Here is a 20,484-nt window from a genome sequence, read left to right on the forward strand (position 1 = left end):
TCAGGAAATTTGAACAATAACGCGTGGAAAACCCGAACACCAATCCCGATTGACAGCGGGAGTCATATCAGCCGTTCAGCACGTACGGCTGCGTCATCACTTCGAGGAAGTGACCGTCCGGATCGTCGAAGTACACGCCGCGTCCGCCGTTGTGGCGGTAGATGTCATCGGCTTGCCGCTTCGCCGGATCGGCCCAGTGCGGCAACCCGCGTTCGCGGATGCGTGCGAGCACGCGATCGAAGCCGGCTTCGTCGATCAGGAACGCGTAATGCTGCGACCGGATCTCCCCCGCCTGTTCGTAAAAATCGAGCGACACGCCATTGTCGAGCGCGACGACCAGCATCGCGCCAAACGGCGTCGGCGGCGGCAGTTCCAGCAGGTCGGTGAGGAAGCGGCTCGATGCGCGCTTGTCGCGGCACCAGACGATCGTGTGGTTGAGCTGGACGTTCATGGCGGGTTCCCGGGAAGGGCGCGGCCGTGGGCATGCACACACGATAGCTGATTGCTGCCGGTGTTCAAGCGCGGAAAGCGCCCGCCTGGGCGGCGGCCGCTTTCCGTCACTCGCCGGCGACCGCCGGCCCGCCGGTATTGCCGCGGCGGTTGCGGCGCTTCTCGGCCCACACGCGCAGCCGGTCCATGTACAGGTAGACGACCGGCGTCGTATAGAGCGTCAGCACCTGCGACACGATCAGGCCGCCGGCGATCGCGATCCCGAGCGGCGCGCGCAGCTCGGCGCCGTCGCCGCTGCCGAACGCGAGCGGCAGCGCGCCGAGCAGCGCCGCCATCGTCGTCATCATGATCGGCCGGAAGCGCAGCAGGCACGCCTCGTGGATCGCATCGAACGACGACTTCCGGTTGTTGCGCGTCTGGTCGATCGCGAAGTCGACCATCATGATCGCGTTCTTCTTCACGATGCCGATCAGCAGGATCACGCCGATCAGCGCGATGATGCTGAACTCGGTCTTGAACAGCAGCAGCGCGAGCAGCGCGCCGACGCCGGCCGACGGCAGCGTCGACAGGATCGTGATCGGGTGGATGTAGCTCTCGTACAGGATCCCGAGCACGATGTAGACGGCCAGGAGTGCCGCGAGGATCAGGATCGGCTGATCGTTCATCGATTGCTGGAACGCCTGCGCGGTGCCCTGGAAGCTGCCGACGATCGTCGGCGGCACGCCGATCTGCGCCATCGTCTGATAGATCACCTGGGTCGCCTGCGACAGCGACACGCCCGGCGGCAGGTTGAACGAGATCGTGGTCGCGACGAACAGCCCCTGGTGGTTGACCGACAGCGGCGTCGTGCTCGGCCCGAACGTCGCGATCGCCGACAGCGGGATCATCGTCGACTTCGACGTCGACACCGACGCGCCCGACGACGCGCTCGACTTGCCGCTCGCCGCGATCGCGTTGAGCGCCTGATTGCGCGCGGAATCGGATGCGATCGCCGCGGCGCTCTGCGTGGCCGTGCCCGCGCTCGACGTGCCGGCCGAGGTCGCGACGAAGGTGCCGGCGGCCGCGTTGGTGGTCTGCGAGCCGTTCGCGCTGCCGCCCGACGTGCTGATCCACACCTGGTTCAGCATCTCCGGGCTCTGCCAGTACTTCGGCGCGACTTCCATCACGACGTGGTACTGGTTCAGCGGGTTGTAGATCGTCGAGACCTGGCGCTGGCCGAACGCGTCGTACAGTGTGTTGTCGATCTGTGCAGGCTTGATGCCGAACCGTGCGGCCGTCGCGCGGTCGATCGTCACCATGGCCTCCATGCCGCCTTGCTGCTGGTCGGAGTTCACGTCGGTCAGCTCGGGGCGCTTCTGCAGCGCCTCGGTCAGGATCGGCCCCCACTTGTACAGGTCGGCGCTCGAATCGCCGAGCAGCGTGAACTGGTACTGCGCGTTGCTCTGCCGGCCGCCCACGCGAATGTCCTGCGCGGCCTGCAGGAACGTGCTCGCGCCTGCCACGTCCGCCAGCCGCGGGCGCAGTTGCTGGATCACCTGGTCGGCCGACAGCTTGCGCTCGGTGCGGTCCTTCAGCGTGACGAACATGAAGCCGGAGTTGGTCTGCGTGCCGCCGGTGAAGCCCGCGACGCTCTTCACGTTCGGGTTGGCCTGCACGATCCGCATCATCTCGGAGAACTTCAGCTTCATCGCCTGGAACGACGTCGACTGGTCGGCCCGAATGCCGCCGATCATCAACCCGGTGTCCTGCTGCGGGAAGAAGCCCTTCGGCACGACGACGTACAGGTAGACGTTCAGCCCGATCGTCGCGAACAGCGTCAGCAGGATCAGCAGAGGCCGGCGCAGCGCCCACGACAGCGAGCGCTCGTAGCCGCGCTGCATGCGCGCGAAGCCGCGTTCGAGGAAGCGCCCGAAGCGGCCCTCGTCGCGCGGGTCGTGCTTGTCGGGCAGCAGGCGCGCGCACATCATCGGCGTGACCGTGAGCGACACCGCGAGCGACACGGCGATCGCGAGCGACAGCGTCAGCGCGAACTCGCGGAACAGCCGCCCGACGATCCCGCCCATCAGCAGGATCGGCAGGAATACCGCGACGAGCGAGATGCTCATCGACAGCACCGTGAAGCCGACTTCGCGCGCGCCGTCGAGCGCCGCCTGCATCCGCGACTTGCCGTTCTCGATGTGCCGCGCGATGTTCTCGAGCACGACGATCGCGTCGTCGACGACGAAGCCGGTCGCGACGATCAGCGCCATCAGCGACAGGTTGTCGATGGAAAAGCCGAGCAGGTACATCGCGCCGAACGTGCCGACGATCGAGATCGGCACCGCGACGCTCGGGATCAGCGTCGCGCGCCAGTTGCGCAGGAACAGGAACACGACCATCACGACGAGGCTGATCGCGATCAGCAGCGTGTGTTCGGTGTCCTTCAGCGACGCGCGGATGGTGGTCGAGCGGTCGAGCACCGGCGTGACCGTGATGTCGGCCGGCAGCGACGCGGTGAGCTGCGGCAGCGCCGCGCGCACGCGATCGAGCGTCTCGATGATGTTCGCGCCGGGCGAACGGTAGAGGATCACGAGCACCGCGCGCTTGCCGTTCGACAGGCCGAGGTTGCGCAGGTCCTCGACCGAATCGACGACGTCGGACAGATCGGACAGCCGCACGGCCGAGCCGTTGCGGTACGCGACGACGAGGTCGCGGTATTGCGACGCCTGGGACGCCTGGTCGTTCGTATAGAGCTGGAAGCGCTGCGGGCCGAACTCGATCGCGCCCTTCGGCGCGTTGGCGTTCGCGGAAGCCAGCGCCGCGCGCACGTCCTCGAGGCCGATCCCGTAGTGGAACAGCGATTGCGGTTCGAGCTCGACGCGCACGGCCGGGTTCGCGGAGCCGCTCACGGTGACCTGGCCGATCCCGTCGATCTGCGACAGCGACTGCTGCAGCACCGTCGACGCCGCGTCGTACACCTTCGCCGGCGACGCCGTCTCCGACGTCAGCGACACGACCATGATCGGCGAATCGGCCGGGTTGACCTTGCGGTAGGTCGGATTGCTCTTCAGCGCGGCGGGCAGGTCGGCGCGCGCCGCATTGATCGCGGCCTGCACGTCGCGCGCGGCGCCGTCGATGTCGCGGTTCAGGCCGAACTGCAGGATGATCCGTGCGTTGCCGACCGTGCTCGTCGACGTCATTTCGGAGACGTCCGCGATCGATCCGAGGTGCCGTTCGAGCGGGCTCGTCACGCTGGTCGCGACCGTTTCCGGGCTCGCGCCCGGCAGCGACGCCTGCACCGAGATCGTCGGGAAGTCGACCTGCGGCAGCGGCGACACCGGCAGCTTGATGAACGCGAACAGGCCCGCGAGCGCGACGCCGAGCGCGAGCAGCGTCGTCGCGACGGGGCGGTTGATGAAGGGGCGCGACAGGTTCATGTCGGCACTCGCTGGGCCGCCGCGTGTTCCGACGGATGCGTTTTCGGGAGATGGGGGGGCTGCGCCCCCCCACGCGAACGAAGTGAGCGTGGGGGTTGTTTCATTTACGCACCCGTGTGCTTGCCTGCATCGGCGCCCGGCCCGTGGCGTTCGAACCAGCCGCGCACGCGGCGCGCGAGCGAGTCGAAGCCGAGGTAGATCACGGGCGTCGTGAACAGCGTCAGCACCTGCGACACGATCAGGCCGCCGGCGATCGCGATCCCGAGCGGCTGGCGCAGCTCGGAGCCCGCGCCCGAGCCGACGATCAGCGGCACCGCGCCGAGCAGCGCGGCGAGCGTCGTCATCAGGATCGGCCGGAACCGCAGCAGGCACGCCTGGTAGATCGCCTCGCGCGGCGGCTTGCCTTCGATGCGTTCGGCCTCGAGCGCGAAGTCGATCATCATGATCGCGTTCTTCTTCACGATGCCGATCAGCAGCACGATGCCGATGATCCCGATGATGTCGAGGTCGTGCCCGGTGATCATCAGCGCGAGCAGCGCGCCGACGCCGGCCGACGGCAGCGTCGACAGGATCGTGATCGGATGGATGTAGCTCTCGTACAGCACGCCGAGCACGATGTACATCGTGACGACCGCCGCGAGGATCAGGAACAGCTGGTTCGACAGCGACGCCTGGAACGCGAGCGCCGCGCCCTGGAAGCGCGTCTGGAACGAGCCGGGCAGGCCGATGTCCTTCTCGGCGGCCTCGATCGCCTTGACCGCTTCGCCGAGCGACGCGCCTGGCGCGAGGTTGAACGAGATCGTCGTCGACGGAAACTGCGACAGGTGCGCGACCAGCAGCGGCGACGGCCGCTCGTGGAACGACGCGATCGACGACAGCGGCACCTGGCCGCCGCCGGCCGACGGCAGGTAGATGTCGTTCAGCGATTGCGCGTAGTGCTGCTCCTTCGGCTCGGACTCGAGAATCACGCGGTACTGGTTCGATTGCGTGAAGATCGTCGACACGATGCGCTGGCCGAACGCGTCGTACAGCGCGTTGTCGACGGTCGCCGGCGTGATGCCGAAGCGCGCGGCGCTCGCGCGGTCGATCTCGATGTACACCGACTGCCCGTTGCTCTGCAGGTCGGTCGCGACGTCGGCGAGCGACGGCTCCTGCTGCAGCCGCGCGACGAGTTTAGGCACCCAGGTCGCGAATTCGTCGGCGTTCGGGCTCGTCAGCATGAACTGGTACTGCGTGGGGCTGACCGTCGAGTCGATCGTCAGATCCTGCACCGGCTGCATGAACAGCGAAATGCCGGTGATGTTCGACACGCGCTGCTGCAGGTCGCGGATGATCTGCGCGGCGGTTTCGTTGCGTTCGTCGCGTGCTTTCAGGTTGATCAGCATCCGGCCGCTGTTCAGCGTGATGTTGCTGCCGTCGACGCCGATGAACGACGTGAGGCTGTCGACGTTCGGATCCTTCAGGATCTCGGCCGCGAGCGCCTGCTGGCGTTCGGCCATCGCGCCGTACGAGATCGACTGCGGCGCCTGCGTGATCGCCTGGATCACACCGGTGTCCTGCGCGGGGAAGAAGCCCTTCGGCACGTAGACATAGAGCAGGGCGGTCAGCCCGAGCGTCAGCAGTGCGACGACGAGCGTCGAGCGCTGCCGGTTCAGCACCCATTCGAGCGCCACCGCGTAGCGCGCGATCACCCAGTCGATCGCGCGGTGCACGCGCGCCTCGAAGCGATGGCTCTCCGGCGGCGGCGAATGGCGCAGCAGCTTCGCGCACATCATCGGCACGAGCGTGAGCGACACGATCGCCGAGATCACGATCGTCACCGCGAGCGTGATCGCGAATTCGTGGAAGAGGCGCCCGACCACGTCACCCATGAACAGCAGCGGGATCAGCACCGCAATCAGCGAGACCGTCAGCGAGATGATCGTGAAGCCGATCTGCCGCGAGCCCTTCAGCGCGGCCTCGAGCCCCGATTCGCCTTCCTCGACGTAGCGCGCGATGTTCTCGATCATCACGATCGCATCGTCGACGACGAAGCCGGTCGCGATGGTGAGCGCCATCAGCGACAGGTTGTTCAGCGAGAAGCCGGCCATGTACATCACCGCGAGCGTGCCGATCAGCGACAGCGGCACCGACAGGCTCGGGATGATCGTCGCGTAGACGTTCGCGAGGAACAGGTACATCACCAGCACGACGAGCGCGACCGCGAGCAGCAGCTCGAACTGCACGTCGCGCACGGCCGCGCGGATCATCGTCGTGCGATCGGTGACGATCTCGACGTCGAGCGCGGCCGGCAGCGTCTCCTGCAGCTTCGGCAACTGCGCCTTGATCGCGTCGACGGTCGCGATCACGTTCGCGCCCGGCTGGCGCTGCACGTTCAGGATGATCGCGGGGTCCGAATTCACCCACGCGCCGAGCTTGGTGTTCTCCGAGCCGGCGACGACCGTTGCGACGTCGGTCAACATCACCGGGCGGCCGTTCTTGTACGCGACGACCGCGCTGTTGTACTGGTCGGCGCTCGTCAACTGGTCGTTCGCGTTGATCGTGTACGCGCGCGTCGGGCCGTCGAAATTGCCCTTCGGCGTGTTGACGTTCAGGTTCGAGATCGTCGTGCGCAGGTCGTCGAGGTTCATCCCGTACTTCGCGAGCGCGGTCGGGTTCGCCTGGATCCGCACGGCCGGCCGGTTGCCGCCCGACAGGCTGACGAGGCCGACGCCGGCGATCTGCGAGATCTTCATCGCGAGGCGCGTGTCGGCCAGGTCCTGCACCTGCGTGAGCGGCAGCGTCTTCGACTTGACGGCGAGCGTCAGCACCGGCGCATCGGCCGGGTTCACCTTCGCGTAGATCGGCGGGGCCGGCAGATCGGACGGCAGCAGGTTGCCGGCCGCGTTGATCGCGGCCTGCACTTCCTGTTCGGCGATGTCGAGCGGCAGGTCGAGCGAGAACTGCAGCGTGATCACCGATGCACCGGCCGAGCTTTGCGACGACATCTGGTTCAGCGACGGCATCTGCCCGAACTGGCGTTCGAGCGGCGCGGTGACCGACGACGTCATCACTTCCGGGCTCGCGCCCGGATAGAAGGTCTGGACCTGGATCGTCGGGTAGTCGACCTCGGGCAGCGCGGCGAGCGGCAGGAACCGCAGCGCGACGAGACCGGCCAGCATGATCGCCGCCATCAGGAGAGCGGTGCCGACCGGCCGGAGAATGAAGAGGCGGGATGGATTCATCGAGCGGCCCGCGCGTTACTGGGCCGCGGGGGCCGCTGCCTGCGACGCGCCGTGCCGGTGTCCGCCGCGATGACCGCCGGCACCCGATGCGCCCGATGCCGCGCCTGCGCCGTGCGCGCCCGACGCGCCTTTCGGCTTGTCGGCCGGAATCGAGATCTTCGCGCCTTCGCGCAGGCGATCCGAGCCGTCGGTCACCACGCGCTCGCCGAGCGCGACGCCGCTGACGATGCTCGTGCGTTCGCCGTCGACCGGGCCGACCGTGACCTTGCGCACGGTCACCGTGTTGTCGGGTTTCACGACGTAGACGAACTGGCCGATCGAGCCCGTCAGCACGGCGGAGGTCGGCACGATCGTCGCGTTGCGTATCACGTCGACGAGCAGCCGCGTGTTCACGAACTGATTCGGGAACAGCATGCCTTCCTTGTTATCGAAGTTCGCGCGCAGCTTGACCGTGCCAGTGCTCGTGTCGATCTGGTTGTCGAGCGTCGCGAGCGAGCCCGTCTCGAGCGGCACCGTGTTGTTGCGGTTGTAGGCGGTGACCGACAGCTTCCGGCCCGCGTTCACCTGCTTGAGAATCTGCGGCAGATTGTCTTCCGACGTCGTGAAGATCACGCTCATCGGCTGCAACTGCGTGATCACGACGATGCCGTTGGTGTCGCCCGGCGTCACGTAGTTGCCCGGGTCGACCTGGCGCAGGCCGACGCGACCGGAGACGGGCGCCGTGATGCGCGCATACGTGAGATTGAGTTTCGCGGAATCGATCGCGGCCTGGTCGGTTTTCACCGCGCCTTCGTACTGCTTGACGAGTGACGCCTGCGTATCGACGGTTTGCGACGCGATCGAGTCCTGCGACAACAGCGTCTGGTAGCGCTTCAGGTCGAGGCGGGCCGTCGCGAGCAGCGCCGCGTCGCGGGCATGCGTGCCTTCGGCGTTCTCGAGCGCGACCTGGTACGGGCGCGGATCGATCTGCGCGAGCACGTCGCCCTTCCTGACGATCTGACCTTCCTGGAACGACACCGACTGCAGGTAGCCCGACAGTTGCGTCTTCACCGTCACGTTCGCGAGCGGCGTGACGGTGCCGAGCGCGGACAACACGATCGGCATCTCGCCCTGCGTCGCGGTGGCGACCTGCACCGGCTGCGGCACGTTCGCCATCGCAGCAGGGCCGCCGCGGCCGCGATGGCTGCCCGCAGCGGCGCTGGCGCCCGCGCCTTTCGCGGTGTTGCCTGCCGCCGGCGTGCGGTTCCACGGGTGCCACCACAACAGGCCGCCGATGACGACGACCGCGACGGTCCCGAGCAGCAGCGTGCGGCGCGGGCGGCGTGCGATGGTGGGTGCGGGGTCTTTCGAAGGGGGCGTGGGCTTTTGTTCGTTATCCATCGTGTTCTGTCAGGAAGACGGCGCGGCGGCCCGGAAATCGGGCTGCTCGGCTGCGCGTGGGGCGACGCGACGGGGCGGCCCGGCTCGGTCCGGGGCCCCGCCGATCCGCGCGGGAAAAGAGCGGTGCACACCGCGAATGCGGTGCGACGATGGGCATGATCCTACGTGCCGTCCCCGTTACAGTCCAGCGGTCTATCTTTCAACGGGTTACGGTCGTTACACAACGCGACACGCCGATGACGAAACGATTACGAGCCGACACGCCGGGCCGGCGCGCCGCCGATTTCGCGGGTGATTTTCGCGATGCATTCGTGCAGTGCGGGCACGACGTGTTCCTGCAGCCATTCGGGCGGACACTGGTGCGACGCGCCGCCGCAATTCACCGAATAGCGCTGGCCCGACGGGCCGACGAAACCGGCCGCGACCGCGTTCAGGCCTTCGCGCCATTCGCCGATCGCGATCGCGTGGCCGTCGCGCATCGCATCGTCGAGCGCGGGCGTCAGGCGGGCGGACACATGCGGCCAGTCGTCGCCGGCGGTGGTGCGCAGCGACTCGAGCAACTGGCGGCGCTCGTCGTCCTCGAGCGCGGCGAGATACGCGCGGCCCACGGCCGTACGTGCGATGTCCATCCGCGAGCCGATTTCGAGGCGCGTGACGAGCACGGCCGAACGCGGGCGGATCACGTCGATCGCGACCATGTCGAGCCGGTCGCGCACCGCGAGGTGCACGGACAGCGACGTGCGTTCGGCCAGCTCGATCATGAACGGCCGGGAACGCGCGCGGATGTCGAAGTTGCGCAGGAAGCCGTGGCTGAGTTCGAGCACCGACGCGGTCAGCACGAAGCGCTCGCTGTCGGGCAACTGGAACAGGAAGCCGGCGCTGACGAGCGTCGCGGTGATGCGCGAGACGGTCGGCTTCGGGATGCCGGTCAATTCGGTCAGTTCGCGGTTGCTGACGGGGGCGTCGGCAGCCGCGATGCGGCGCAGCACGGCGAGACCGCGGGCGAGGGCGGTGATCTCGTCGGGCGACGATTCACGGTCCCGCGACGCGGGAGAGGTTACAGTGGTCGACACGAGGGATTCTCTCTAATTCCGAAACTCGATTTCAATTTTGTTGGTATTGTAGGACTATTGCCAAAAGATGCATGTTCCGCGGGTGAATCGGTCATTGGATGAGATTTTACGGGTTCACCCTTGGTTTATTGGGAAAACACTCAAATGAGCGTTGTCGGAAAGTGCATGAACCGGTGCAAATACCGCTTGACTTGTCGGGCGGAAACGGAAAGAATGTCTCACGTTTTCGAAACATCGTTTCAAGAGTTTAACCGGCAACGATGTTTCGCGCAGTCTCTCAGGTTCTAGCACGGCCCTCGGAATGGCTAGAACTTTTTTAGCGCCACGGTCTCCGTGGCGCTTTTTTTTGCCCGTTTCCGACCGTCCGCCCGGACGCGTCAGGCCCGTATTATCCCCCGATCGCCGTAATCGCCCGTCTGGGCCAATTTCGTGGCTGCTTGCACGCGGGATTGACGTCGCTTGCACGAGATCCCCACGCGCAAAAAAAAGCGCGATGCCGCAATGGGCATCGCGCGTGAAACGGCGTGGAGCGCCGACGAATGAACGGTGATGAAGAAAAGAAGCTTGCCCAGGGGCGCCCGGCCAGGCGCCCTGCAAGGAGCAACGCCCCTCGCGCGCGGCCCGTCAGCCCTTCGCGAGCTTGATGCTGGTCTGCTCCGCAGTCAGGTAGCCGACGCTCGCGCCGAAGCGATCCTTGTAGTTCGCGCGCACGAGCGGGTCGAGGGTCGGCTTGACCTTGTCGTGCAGCGGCGATTCCCAGTCGCCCGCGTGCTGGAAGTTGCTCATGATGTAAGTCCAGCCGTTGATCTCGTCGACCGCGTGCAGGCCTGTCGATTCGGCGCCCGCCGGGCACGACAGCACGCGCGCGAGCGACTTCGTGTCGACGTTGTAGGCCCACAGGAAGTTGTTCACGTGCATGCCCGAGTCTTCGCCGATGAACAGCGTGCGCAGCTTTTCGGAGAACTTCAGGTTGTCCGGGTTCGCGATCTTGTCCGGGTTCGCGAGGTTGCCGAGCGCGTCGGCCGCGGCGAGATCCTCGCCGACGAGCGCGGCGGGCGCGCCCATGTCGACCGGCACCCATTCGCTGTCGATCGCGCCGCCCGTCGTGTCGCGCTGGCCGGCCTTCAGGTTCAGCGCATAGACGGCGCCCGCGGCGATCTTCTTGTCGACCGCGACGTCGCGCGACACCGCGTTGCCCTTGACCATCGACGTTTCGATCCGCGACATCGCCGTGTAGACGATCTTGTCCTTTGCGTTCACGGTCGTGCCTTCGAGCTTCGTGAACGCCATGCTGCCGCCGAGCAGCGCCGCGTAGCGGTGCGTCTCGAGGAACGCGGCGGCCTTTTCCATCCCCGGCTTCACGCGTATCCAGTTGAACTTGCCGCCGAAGTGGATCTTCGTGTAGCTCGCATCGTTCGGATCGGCGGTCACCAGGTCCATGATGTCCGACGCCTTCAGCGTGTTCGCGAGCGTTTCGATTTCGCTGCTGGTCGCGTGGCCGATCTTGATCCACGTGAGCGTCGCGGTGCCCGCGCCCGCGGACGACGTCTGCGTCCACTTCGCGACGTACAGCGTGCCGGCCGACAGGTCGGCCGCCTTGTCCGCGACGAACATGAACAGGCCGCCGTTGGTCGCATCGTCGCCCATCATCACAGTGCGCTGGTCCGGCATCACCTGGATCAGCTCGTGCGAGATGCGGCCGAGGCAGTAGTGCTTCTTCACCGTGCCGGTGCCGTCCGGATTCACGGTGATCTCCGGCAGATGGCCGTAGTGATACGGATTCGCCTTCGTCTCGTCGCCGAACGTGTTCTTGCTGAACGCCTTGAACTGCGCGTCGGTCGCGGCCTTGGTCGCATCCGGCTCGTATTCCTCGCTCGACAGGTGCGTGCCCCACGGCGACAGGCTGGCGCCGCAGGTGATCCACAGGCCGTGCGCCTTCGACGTGTCGACGTTGTGGTACTTCACGACCTTCAGCGCGCCGGTGGCCGGATCCTGGTCGAGCGTGAGCACGGCGATCGGCGACGGCAACTGGCCGTACTGCGACGCGCTGGCCTGGTCGCGCGTCGCGTATTCGAACTGCACGACCGCGAACACGGTGTTGCCCTTCACGCCGGGCACGTTCGCGTTCTTCAGCGTCAGCAGCGAGCTGCCGTCCGGGCAGTCCGAATAGAACTGGCGCTCCTTGCCGGCCACCGAGCGATCGATGATCGGCTGGTTGTTGATATCGTAGTAGCCGCCCGCGAGCGTCGTGCCGCCGTTGCCGTCCGGCACCATGTCGCCCGTCACGAAGAACGGCCGGTATGCGAGCTTGAAGTTGCGCGACGAGCCGTCCGAGAACGACACCGACAGCGTCGAGCCGACCGTCGTCGTGGCCATCGCGGCCGCGTTGTCGAGCGTAGGCGCGGCCATCGTCGAGAATGCCGCCGACGTATAGGCAGCGGCGACCGGGGCCGGCGTCGACGCGGGATCGTTGTCGCCGCCGCAACCCGTCAGCAGGGCCGGCAGCGCGAGGCCGGAGAGGGGAAGCATGGGCGCGCCGGCGAGGATCTTCAGGGCCTGACGACGGGAAGCATTGGGCAACGCGGGCATGTGGAGTCCAGTTTCGGTTGTTGGAAGAATGGCCTTCGCGAAGCAGGCGAGCGGCAAGCTTCGCGAAGGCAAGTTGAAATCTGGACCGAAGTGTAGGGACGCTAGATGAAAGTTTTTTGAATTGGAAACGTAATGATGTGTCGGGCATCCGTCAGGCATGCTGCGGGATGCCCATCGGATGCTTGCTCGCGCTCAATCGCGCTCGGGCGTGGCCGAGATGCGGTGAATCGACAGGTCGGCGCCGTCGAATTCGGCTTCGCGATCGAGACGCAGGCCGAGGGTCGCCTTCAGCGCGCCGTAGACGAGCGTGCCGCCCGCGGTCGCGATCGCGATGCCGCCGAGCGTGCCGACGAGCTGCGACAGGAACGACACGCCGCCGAGACCGCCGAGCGCCGGCAGTCCGAACACGCCGGCCGCGAGGCCGCCGAGCGCGCCGCACATCCCGTGCAGCGGCCAGACGCCGAGCACGTCGTCGATGCGCCAGCGGTTCTGCACGCAGGTGAACATCGCGACGAACAGCGCACCGGCCGCCGCGCCCGTGACGAGCGCGCCGATCGGATGCATCACGTCGGAGCCCGCGCATACTGCGACGAGGCCCGCGAGCGGCCCGTTGTAGGTGAAGCCCGGGTCGTTGCGGCCGGCCATCCACGCCGCGAGCGTGCCGCCGACCATCGCCATCAGCGAGTTCACCGCGACGAGGCCGCTGATCTTGTCGAGCGTCTGCGCGCTCATCACGTTGAAGCCGAACCAGCCGACCGCGAGCACCCAGGCGCCGAGTGCGAGGAACGGGATGTTCGACGGCGGATGCGCGGCGATGCGGCCGTCCTTCGCATAGCGGCCGTGGCGCGCGCCGAGCAGCAGCACGGCCGGCAGCGCGACCCAGCCGCCGAACGCATGTACGACGACCGAGCCCGCGAAGTCGTGGAACGGCGCACCGAACGCGTGCGTGAGCCAGGCCTGCACGCCGAAGCGCTCGTTCCAGGCGATTCCTTCGAAGAACGGATAGATGAACCCGACGATGATCAGCGTCGCGACGAGCTGCGGGTTGAACTTCGCGCGCTCGGCGATGCCGCCGGACACGATCGCCGGGATCGCCGCCGCGAACGTCAGCAGGAAGAAGAAGCGCACGAGCGCGTAGCCGTTGTGCTGCGACAGCGTGCCGATGTCGTCGAAGAATTCGACGCCGTACGCGATCGTGTAGCCGATGAAGAAATACGCGAGCGTCGACACCGAGAAGTCGACGAGGATCTTCACGAGCGCGTTGACCTGGTTCTTCTTGCGGACCGTGCCGAGTTCGAGAAATGCGAAGCCCGCGTGCATCGCGAGCACCATGACGGCGCCGATCAACAGGAACAGTGTGTCGACGCCGGATTTCAGACCATCCATGCCCTGGCTTCCTTGCGCAAAAAACGGGCAAGGAATGCAAGTATCGAGCCAACCTGGTGAACGGCTGCGTGGAATTGGTGCCCGGATACCGCACGATGCGGTATTCCGGTGAATCGTGCACGGGATCGGGGCGGGGCGGACGCCGAAGGAGCGCCCGGTCCTCTGCACGCGTGTGGTGCGGTACGTGCCGAATCGGTGCGTGCGACGATTGGAGCGGTGCGCAATGCCGCGCCGCCGTGCACCGATCTGGCGCGTCAGTGGCGCGCGAACAGCGCGGGCGGCCGACGCAGCCGCAGCGCGCACGCCGACCAGTAGCCGGCGACGGTCGCCAGCCCGAGCGCGGCCAACGCGAGCGCCGCGAAGCCGGCGACGGACTGGCCGTCGCCGTCGGCGCCGAGGATGCCTTGCGCGACGATCAGCGCGGCCGTCCAGAAACCGATCACGGCCTGCGTGAGCAAGCGCGCGCAGGCGATGCGGCGCGGACGCCCGGATTCGGCAAGGCGGCGCGCCGACGGCGCGCGCAGGCTCATGAACAGGGTGGCGGCGAGCAGCGCGGCCAGGGCGATGAGCCAGTCGACGAGGAAAGCCATAACGAGAAAAAGAGGGTACGGAAGAAGCGAATTGAAGCGTGCCCACTTTAGAGGTGTGGCGCCCGCGATTGAATCAGACGAATCCGAAATTGAAAGGGATTTTTAATGGCGGGTCGTCATTGAGCCTGTTCCACAGGCGGTATCATCGACACCGGTCCAACCACGAGGTCGTGCAACGCGCGGCCGGAGATTGCTGATGAACATGAAGACATCGCGGGCGCGTCGCGTGCCGGGGTCCGTGCTGGCGGCCGTGGCCGCCGGCGCGTTGCTGTTGCTCGCGGGCTGCGAGAAGTCCGGCACGCCGGCCGCGCAACCCGATACGGCCGCGAGCGCGGCCGCCGATGCGGCGAACAATGCGGCCAAGGCGCTCGATCAGGTGGCGAGCACCGTCAACCAGCAGATCAACGCGGCGAAGGCGGGCCTCGCATCCGCGGCGTCGGCCGTGCCGCCGTTGTCCGCAAGCGGCCTCGCGTCGGCCGCGCAGGCGCAGATCGACGCGGCGGCGTCCGCCGTCGTCGCGCATGCGGCTTCAGAAGCGGGCGCGAAGATCGCCGAAGCCGGCAAGAAACTCCAGCAGTGGAGCCAGCAGAACGCCGCGGGGGCGAAACCCGCCAGCGGCGAATGACGCGGGCTTGCACGATCCGCAAAATGTAATTATGATGGTTACACATGTCGCCGGCCGCGGGTCGGGCCGGTGTCGCCGAGTGAGTCAGGAATGAATACCAGCAGCCGGTTCGCGTTCGCCGTTCACGTGCTCGCCTTGCTGTCGATGCAGGAAGGCGTGCCGTTGTCGTCCGACGTCATCGCGGGCAGCGTGAATACGAATCCGGCGCTGATTCGCCGGTTGCTGTCGATGCTGGCAGCAGCCGGGCTGACCACGTCGCAGCTCGGTGCGGGCGGCGGTGCGCTGCTCGCGCGCGAGCCCGGCGAGATCACGCTGCTCGACGTGTATCGTGCGGTCGACGATGCGCAACTGTTCGCGCTGCACCGCGAGGCGCCGAATCCGGCGTGTCTCGTCGGGCGGCACATCCAGGGCGTGCTGACCGGCTATATCGGCGACGCGCAGCGCGCGATGGAGGCTTCGCTCGCCACGCGCACGTTGGTCGACGTGACGGCCGACATGCTGGATCTGGAACAGCGCACGCAACGAGCGGCGCGCGCCGGCGGGTAACCGGCGGCGGGCGACCGGCAGCGGGGCGACTTGCGGCGGACAACCGACGACGGGTGCCCGGCGGCAGGGCAGGCAGAAAGCCGGACGGCGCGGACGCGCGACGATCGGCGCAACGGGGGCTTCGCCCCGTTTTTTTCGGTCTTATATGTAATTAATGGTGTTACATATTTTTATTTCTGGAGAATCGATATGACGCAACGTTCGTTGAATATCGCGCTGTTCGGCGCCACCGGCATGATCGGCTCGCGCATCGCGGCGGAAGCCGTGCGGCGCGGCCACCGCGTCACGGCGCTGTCGCGCCATCCGGGCGCATCCGGCGACGGCATCACCGCGAAGGCGGCCGACCTGTTCGACGCCGCCAGCATCGCGGCCGCGCTGCCGGGCCATGACGTCGTCGCAAGCGCGTACGGCCCGAAGCAGGAAGATGCGGCGCAGGTCGTCGCGGTTGCGAAGGCGCTGGTCGCCGGCACGCGTCAGGCCGGGTTGAAGCGGCTCGTCGTGGTGGGCGGCGCCGGTTCGCTCGAAGTCGCGCCGGGCAAGCAACTCGTCGACACCGAAGGTTTCCCGGACGCGTACAAGCCGCAGGCGCTCGCGCACCGCGACGCGCTCGGCTACCTGAAGACGGTCGCCGATCTCGACTGGACCTTCTTCGCACCGGCTGCGCTGATCGCGCCGGGCGAGCGCACGGGCACGTTCCGCACCGGCATCGGCAAGCTGATCGTGGACGCGCAAGGCAACAGCAAGATCTCGGCGGAAGATTACGCGGTCGCGTTCGTCGACGCGCTTGAGCAGGACAGCTTCGTGCGCGAGATCGCGACGGTCGCGTATTGAGCGGCGTGACGGCCGGCGGCGGGTAAGCGCCGGCCCGGGTGCGACTGCAAGCGGCGGCGCGCAGCCATTTCAGGCGATTCCGCCCTCGCGGGTTGCGTCGCCTGTTTCATTTGGCGCGCGAAAGCGTCGCATGCATGACGGATCGGTATTTACACCGGTCGACGCAACGAAGCAGTTTTCATATTGTTCCCCGTCGGACAGGATGAATAGAATAAATTTCTATCGACGAGGGAATGGAGAAATGGACGCCATCGATCGCAAGCTGCTGGAGCTGCTGCAGGCGGATGCCACGCTGCCGATCGCCGAGCTGGCGCAGCGCGTGAACCTGTCGCAGACGCCGTGCTGGAAGCGCGTGCAGCGGCTGAAGGAAACCGGCGCGATTCGCGCGCAGGTCGCGCTGTGCGATCCGCGCAAGCTCGGGGTCGGCACGACCGTGTTCGTCGCGATCCGCACGAACCAGCACACCGAGGAATGGGCGCAGCGTTTCACGCAGGCGGTGCGCGACATGCCGGAAGTGGTCGAGGTCTACCGGATGAGCGGCGAGACCGATTATCTGCTGCGCGTCGTCGTGGCCGGGATCGACGACTACGACCGCGTCTACAAGCAATTGATTCGCACGGTGCCGCTGTTCGACGTCAGTTCGTCGTTCGCGATGGAGCAGATCAAGTATTCGACCGCGCTGCCCGTGCGCGATCTGGCCGAGCCCGCCTGACGGACACGCCGCCGCGCCGGCGGCGCGGTGTCAGCGGCCGCGCGCGCGTGCGCGTGCGCGCTCGTCGGCCAGTGCGTCGCGGCGCACGAAATCCGCGACGAACGGGCTGGCCGGATGATGGTGCAGCGCGTACGGCGTATCCCATTGCGCGAGCCGGCCGTCCTTCATCACGCCGATCCGGTCGGCGATCGCGAACGCTTCCGCCTGATTGTGCGTGACGAGGATCGCGGTGTGCCCCGTGTGCTTCAGGATGTCGCGCAGCTCGAACGCGAGCCGCTCGCGCGTATCGACGTCGAGATTCGAGAACGGTTCGTCGAGCAGCAGCAATTCCGGCGACGGCGCGAGTGCGCGCGCGAGGGCGACGCGCTGCTGCTGGCCGCCCGACAGTTCGTGCGGATACGCGTCGCCGGAATCGGCGAGGCCGACGAGCTCGAGCATCTGCGCGACGCGCAGGCGCCGTTCGGCCTTCGGCCTGCGCCGCAGGCCGAACGCGACGTTGTCGGCCGCGCTCAGGTGCGGGAACAGCGCGTAATCCTGGAACATCATGCCGATGCGCCGCCGCTCGGGCGGCACGTCGAGCGACGGCGCCGCGACCGGCGTGCCGTCCAGCACGATGCGCCCCATGCGCACGGGTTCGAAGCCGGCGATCGCGCGCAGCACGGTGGTCTTGCCGCAGCCGGACGCGCCGAGCAGGCAGCCGATGTCGCCGCGCGGCAGCGCGAGGCTCAGGCCGTCGACGACGGTGCGGCGGCCGTGCGGCGTGTCGTAGGCGATGCAGAGGTCGTCGAGTTCGAGCAGGTTCACGGTATCAGCCTCCGATCTTGTGGCGGGTGCGTGCGAGCAGGATCACGGGCACGAGCCCGGCCAGCACGATCGCGAGCGCGGCGACCGCGCCTTCTTCATAGGTGCCGCGCGCGGCTTCCGCATACAGCCACGTCGCGAGCGTGTCGAAGTTCAGCGGGCGCAGCAGCAGCGTGGCCGGCAGCTCCTTCATCGCGTCGACGAACACCAGCAGCGCGCTCGTCGTGAGCGCGGGCCGCAACAGCGGCAGATGGACGCGGCGCAACGTGCCGCCGGCCGTCTCGCCGAGCGAGCGCGCGGCCTGTTCGAGCGATGGCGGAATGCGCGCGAGGCCGGCTTCGATGCCGCCGGCCGGAATCGCGAGGAAGCGCACGGTGTAGGCGATCACGAGCGCGGTGGCGGAGCCCATCAGCAGCAGTCCGTCGCGGCCGAGCGCCACGCCGAACAGCCGGTCGGCCGCCGCGAACGGAATCAGCAGGCCGATCGCGAGCACGGTGCCCGGCACCGCGTACCCGAGGCTCGCGATCCGCGTGCACAGGCGGGCAGGGCCCGCACGCGCGCTGTCGCGCTGCGCGCGCGCGGCCCATGCGACGACGAGCCCGCATGCGAGCGTCGCGGCGGTGGCGGCGGTCGCGATCGTCAGCGTGTTCGCGAGCCCCGTCATTAGTTGCGCGGATACGCCGCCGACGAGGTGCAGCCGCTTGCCGGTCTCGACCGCGAGATAGGCGGCCGGCGCGCCGAAGCCGAGCAGGACGGGCAGCCAGCCGAGCGCCGCGGCACCCAGCGCGGCCGTGCCGGCCAGGCGGCGCGGCGCGATCGGCCGCATGCGCCGGCCGTGCGCGTAGCGCTGGCGGCGGCGCCCGTAGCGTTCGAGCGCGATCATGCCGACGACGATCGCGAGCATCGCAAGGGCGATCTGCGCGGCGCCGGCGAGATCGGAGCGCGTGATCCACGTCGTATAGACGGACACGGTCAGCGTCTGCACGCCGAGAAATTCCGACGCGCCGATATCGTTCAGCGTTTCGAGCAGCGCGAGGCTCATGCCGACCGCGATCGCCGGCCGGGCAAGCGGCACGACGACGCGCCAGAATGTCGCGACGCGGCCGGCGCCGAGTGTGCGCGCGGCCTCGAGCAGGCTCGCGGATTGCGTGACGAACATCGCGCGCGTACTCAGATAGACGTACGGATACAGTACGAAGCCCAGCACGAAGATCGCGCCGGGCAGCGAGCGCAGATCGGGCAGGCGGAACTGGCGCGGGCTGTCGAAGCCGAGCAGCCAGCGGATCGCGCCCTGCACGGGGCCGATCGGATGCAGCAGGTCGAGATACGCGAACGCGACAATGTAGGTGGGCACCGCGAGCGGCAGCAACAGCGCCCAGGTCAGGATCCGGCGGCCGGGAAATTCGTACGCGGTGACGAGCCATGCGCAGCCGGTGCCGACGATCGACACGATCGTGCCGACGCCCGCGAGCAGCAGCAGCGTATTGACGAGCGCCTGCGGCAGCACGAATTCGGCGAGATGCCGCCAGTGCGCGAGATCGGCGTCGAACGCGGCGGCCACGAGCACCGCGAGCGGCGCCGCTACCGCCGCGGCGATCGTCAGCGCCGCGAGCAGCCACAGGCTGCCCGCGCGCGGCCGCGACCGACGCGGCTCTCGATAGACGCGGGCAGGCGATGCGTCAGTTGTCAAAGCCGACCTTGTCGACGAGCTGGCTCGCCTGCTTGCGATGCTTCGCGATATCCGCCAGCGGCAGCGGGTCGATCTTCAGCGTGCCGAAGCTCGCGATCACCGGGTCGAGCTTCACGTTCGCGCGCACCGGGTATTCGTAGTTCGCCTGCGCATACAGCGCCTGCGCTTCCGGCGACACCAGGTATTCGAGCAGCTTCACCGCATTGGCCTTGTGCGGCGCATGCTTCGCCACCGTCGCGCCGCTGATGTTCACGTGCGTGCCGCCGCTCTTCGCGTTCGCGAACGTCGGGCGCACGACCTTGATCGCGTCGCCCCATTTACGCGCATCGCTGCCGGCTTCGGCATGCTTCATGTGGCCGACGTAGTACGCGTTCGCGAGCCCGACGTCGCAGATCCCGCCGAGGATGTCGCGCGCGACGTCGCGATCGCCGCCCGTCGCCTTGCGCGCGAGATTCGCCTTCATGCCGCGCAGCCATTGCTCGGTCGCGGCCTCGCCGTCGTGCGCGATCATCGCCGCGACGAGCGCCGTGTTGTACGGATGCTGGCCCGACCGGATGCAGACCTTGCCCTTCCATTTCGGATCGGCGAGATCCTCGTAGCGGAACGCATCGACCTTCAGGTCCTTTTCGACGTACAGCACGCGGTCGCGCAGCGACAGCGCGTACCAGTCGCCGTTCGCGCCGCGCAGGTTCGCGGGAATCGCATCGTCGAGCGCCTTCGAGCGCACCGGTTGCGTGACGCCGCCGTCGACGAGGTCGAGCAGGTTGCCGACGTCGACCGTCATCAGCACGTCGGCCGGCGACTGCGCGCCTTCCGCCTTCACGCGCTCGAGCAGGCCGTCCTTCACGAACACCGTGTTGACCTTGACGCCGCTCTGCTTCGTGAACGCATCGATGAGCGGCTGGATCAGCTTCGGCTCGCGGGTGGTGTACAGGCTCACTTCCTCGGCCGCCTGGGCAAGCGGCGCGAAGGCGGCCGCAGCCAGGGCGAGGGCGCCGGCGAGCGGCAGCAGGCGGGTGCGCGGATTCGACATGGAGAACTCCGGTGGGGCAGGTGGACGAGGAAGCGTTCCGGAGCGCGCCTGCCGCCCGAACGACCCGGAACATTACAAAATGAAAGATTAGCGATTCTAGATCGAAATGGGAATGATTAACAAACGAAAGCTTGCGGA

Annotated in this window: 15 protein-coding genes; 4 read left to right on the plus strand and 11 right to left on the minus strand. The window is 67.5% G+C overall.

All coding sequences use genetic code 11. The annotated features are described in order from the left end of the window. Positions 1-67: 67 nt before the first annotated feature. From WS89_RS17520 to WS89_RS17555, 8 genes are all read right to left on the minus strand, one after another. A complete protein-coding gene (locus tag WS89_RS17520; RefSeq protein ID WP_059501832.1) occupies positions 68-451 on the minus strand; it encodes a VOC family protein in 384 nt (127 codons plus the stop codon). A 106-nt stretch (positions 452-557) separates the two neighbouring features. Continuing rightward, positions 558-3,866, minus strand: a complete 3,309-nt coding sequence (locus WS89_RS17525; protein WP_059501834.1) for an efflux RND transporter permease subunit — start codon at positions 3,864-3,866, stop codon at positions 558-560. Positions 3,867-3,970: 104 nt separating this feature from the next. Then, entirely contained in the window at positions 3,971-7,090 is a 3,120-nt protein-coding gene (locus WS89_RS17530) for an MdtB/MuxB family multidrug efflux RND transporter permease subunit (RefSeq protein ID WP_059792308.1), read from the minus strand. A 15-nt stretch (positions 7,091-7,105) separates the two neighbouring features. Beyond that, positions 7,106-8,470 carry an MdtA/MuxA family multidrug efflux RND transporter periplasmic adaptor subunit gene (locus WS89_RS17535; protein WP_059792311.1) on the minus strand — a complete coding sequence of 455 codons (1,365 nt, stop codon included), beginning with the start codon at positions 8,468-8,470 and terminating at the stop codon, positions 7,106-7,108. A gap of 248 nt (positions 8,471-8,718) precedes the next feature. Beyond that, positions 8,719-9,543 carry an IclR family transcriptional regulator gene (locus WS89_RS17540; RefSeq protein ID WP_059501840.1) on the minus strand — a complete coding sequence of 275 codons (825 nt, stop codon included), beginning with the start codon at positions 9,541-9,543 and terminating at the stop codon, positions 8,719-8,721. A gap of 624 nt (positions 9,544-10,167) precedes the next feature. After that, positions 10,168-12,132 (minus strand): PhoX family protein, encoded by a 1,965-nt coding sequence (locus WS89_RS17545; protein WP_059792313.1) that lies wholly within the window; start codon positions 12,130-12,132, stop codon positions 10,168-10,170. A 192-nt stretch (positions 12,133-12,324) separates the two neighbouring features. After that, complete coding sequence (locus WS89_RS17550; RefSeq protein ID WP_059792314.1) at positions 12,325-13,518, minus strand: ammonium transporter; 1,194 nt, start codon at positions 13,516-13,518, stop codon at positions 12,325-12,327. A gap of 254 nt (positions 13,519-13,772) precedes the next feature. After that, positions 13,773-14,108 carry a hypothetical protein gene (locus WS89_RS17555; RefSeq protein WP_059501846.1) on the minus strand — a complete coding sequence of 112 codons (336 nt, stop codon included), beginning with the start codon at positions 14,106-14,108 and terminating at the stop codon, positions 13,773-13,775. A gap of 196 nt (positions 14,109-14,304) precedes the next feature. Between WS89_RS17555 and WS89_RS17560 the strand changes: the two genes are divergently transcribed. From WS89_RS17560 to WS89_RS17575, 4 genes are all read left to right on the plus strand, one after another. After that, entirely contained in the window at positions 14,305-14,733 is a 429-nt protein-coding gene (locus tag WS89_RS17560; RefSeq protein ID WP_059501848.1) for a hypothetical protein, read from the plus strand. Positions 14,734-14,823: 90 nt separating this feature from the next. Beyond that, on the plus strand, positions 14,824-15,279 hold the full coding sequence (locus tag WS89_RS17565; RefSeq protein ID WP_059501849.1) for an Rrf2 family transcriptional regulator: 456 nt from the start codon (positions 14,824-14,826) through the stop codon (positions 15,277-15,279). Between the two features lie 189 nt (positions 15,280-15,468). After that, positions 15,469-16,110 carry an NAD(P)-dependent oxidoreductase gene (locus WS89_RS17570; RefSeq protein ID WP_034206850.1) on the plus strand — a complete coding sequence of 214 codons (642 nt, stop codon included), beginning with the start codon at positions 15,469-15,471 and terminating at the stop codon, positions 16,108-16,110. 241 nt (positions 16,111-16,351) lie between these two features. Continuing rightward, positions 16,352-16,822 carry an Lrp/AsnC family transcriptional regulator gene (locus tag WS89_RS17575; protein ID WP_006484401.1) on the plus strand — a complete coding sequence of 157 codons (471 nt, stop codon included), beginning with the start codon at positions 16,352-16,354 and terminating at the stop codon, positions 16,820-16,822. 30 nt (positions 16,823-16,852) lie between these two features. Here WS89_RS17575 and WS89_RS17580 read toward each other — a convergent pair whose 3' ends face one another. From WS89_RS17580 to WS89_RS17590, 3 genes are read right to left on the minus strand one after another with little or no spacing between them, the layout of a single operon-like run. Then, the gene (locus tag WS89_RS17580; protein WP_059792317.1) at positions 16,853-17,626 is read right to left on the minus strand and encodes an ABC transporter ATP-binding protein; all 774 of its coding nucleotides are present in this window, start codon (positions 17,624-17,626) and stop codon (positions 16,853-16,855) included. A 4-nt stretch (positions 17,627-17,630) separates the two neighbouring features. Then, complete coding sequence (locus WS89_RS17585; protein WP_059792319.1) at positions 17,631-19,313, minus strand: ABC transporter permease; 1,683 nt, start codon at positions 19,311-19,313, stop codon at positions 17,631-17,633. Next, positions 19,303-20,346, minus strand: a complete 1,044-nt coding sequence (locus WS89_RS17590; RefSeq protein WP_059792320.1) for a Fe(3+) ABC transporter substrate-binding protein — start codon at positions 20,344-20,346, stop codon at positions 19,303-19,305. The genes WS89_RS17585 and WS89_RS17590 overlap by 11 nt, the downstream gene beginning before the upstream one ends. Between the last annotated feature and the right edge of the window lie 138 nt (positions 20,347-20,484).

Origin of the sequence: Burkholderia sp. MSMB1072 (assembly GCF_001524725.1) — a bacterium.
Lineage (GTDB): Bacteria > Pseudomonadota > Gammaproteobacteria > Burkholderiales > Burkholderiaceae > Burkholderia.

Bases quoted from the DNA above. Each gene is read 5' to 3' on its own strand.
- WS89_RS17545 (WP_059792313.1), bottom strand. From the start codon at position 12,132: ATGCCCGCGTTGCCCAATGCTTCCCGTCGTCAGGCCCTGAAGATCCTC.
- WS89_RS17550 (WP_059792314.1), bottom strand. From the start codon at position 13,518: ATGGATGGTCTGAAATCCGGCGTCGACACACTGTTCCTGTTGATCGGC.
- WS89_RS17520 (WP_059501832.1), bottom strand. From the start codon at position 451: ATGAACGTCCAGCTCAACCACACGATCGTCTGGTGCCGCGACAAGCGC.
- WS89_RS17570 (WP_034206850.1), top strand. From the start codon at position 15,469: ATGACGCAACGTTCGTTGAATATCGCGCTGTTCGGCGCCACCGGCATG.
- WS89_RS17590 (WP_059792320.1), bottom strand. From the start codon at position 20,346: ATGTCGAATCCGCGCACCCGCCTGCTGCCGCTCGCCGGCGCCCTCGCC.
- WS89_RS17525 (WP_059501834.1), bottom strand. From the start codon at position 3,866: ATGAACCTGTCGCGCCCCTTCATCAACCGCCCCGTCGCGACGACGCTG.
- WS89_RS17565 (WP_059501849.1), top strand. From the start codon at position 14,824: ATGAATACCAGCAGCCGGTTCGCGTTCGCCGTTCACGTGCTCGCCTTG.
- WS89_RS17575 (WP_006484401.1), top strand. From the start codon at position 16,352: ATGGACGCCATCGATCGCAAGCTGCTGGAGCTGCTGCAGGCGGATGCC.
- WS89_RS17530 (WP_059792308.1), bottom strand. From the start codon at position 7,090: ATGAATCCATCCCGCCTCTTCATTCTCCGGCCGGTCGGCACCGCTCTC.
- WS89_RS17535 (WP_059792311.1), bottom strand. From the start codon at position 8,470: ATGGATAACGAACAAAAGCCCACGCCCCCTTCGAAAGACCCCGCACCC.
- WS89_RS17560 (WP_059501848.1), top strand. From the start codon at position 14,305: ATGAACATGAAGACATCGCGGGCGCGTCGCGTGCCGGGGTCCGTGCTG.
- WS89_RS17555 (WP_059501846.1), bottom strand. From the start codon at position 14,108: ATGGCTTTCCTCGTCGACTGGCTCATCGCCCTGGCCGCGCTGCTCGCC.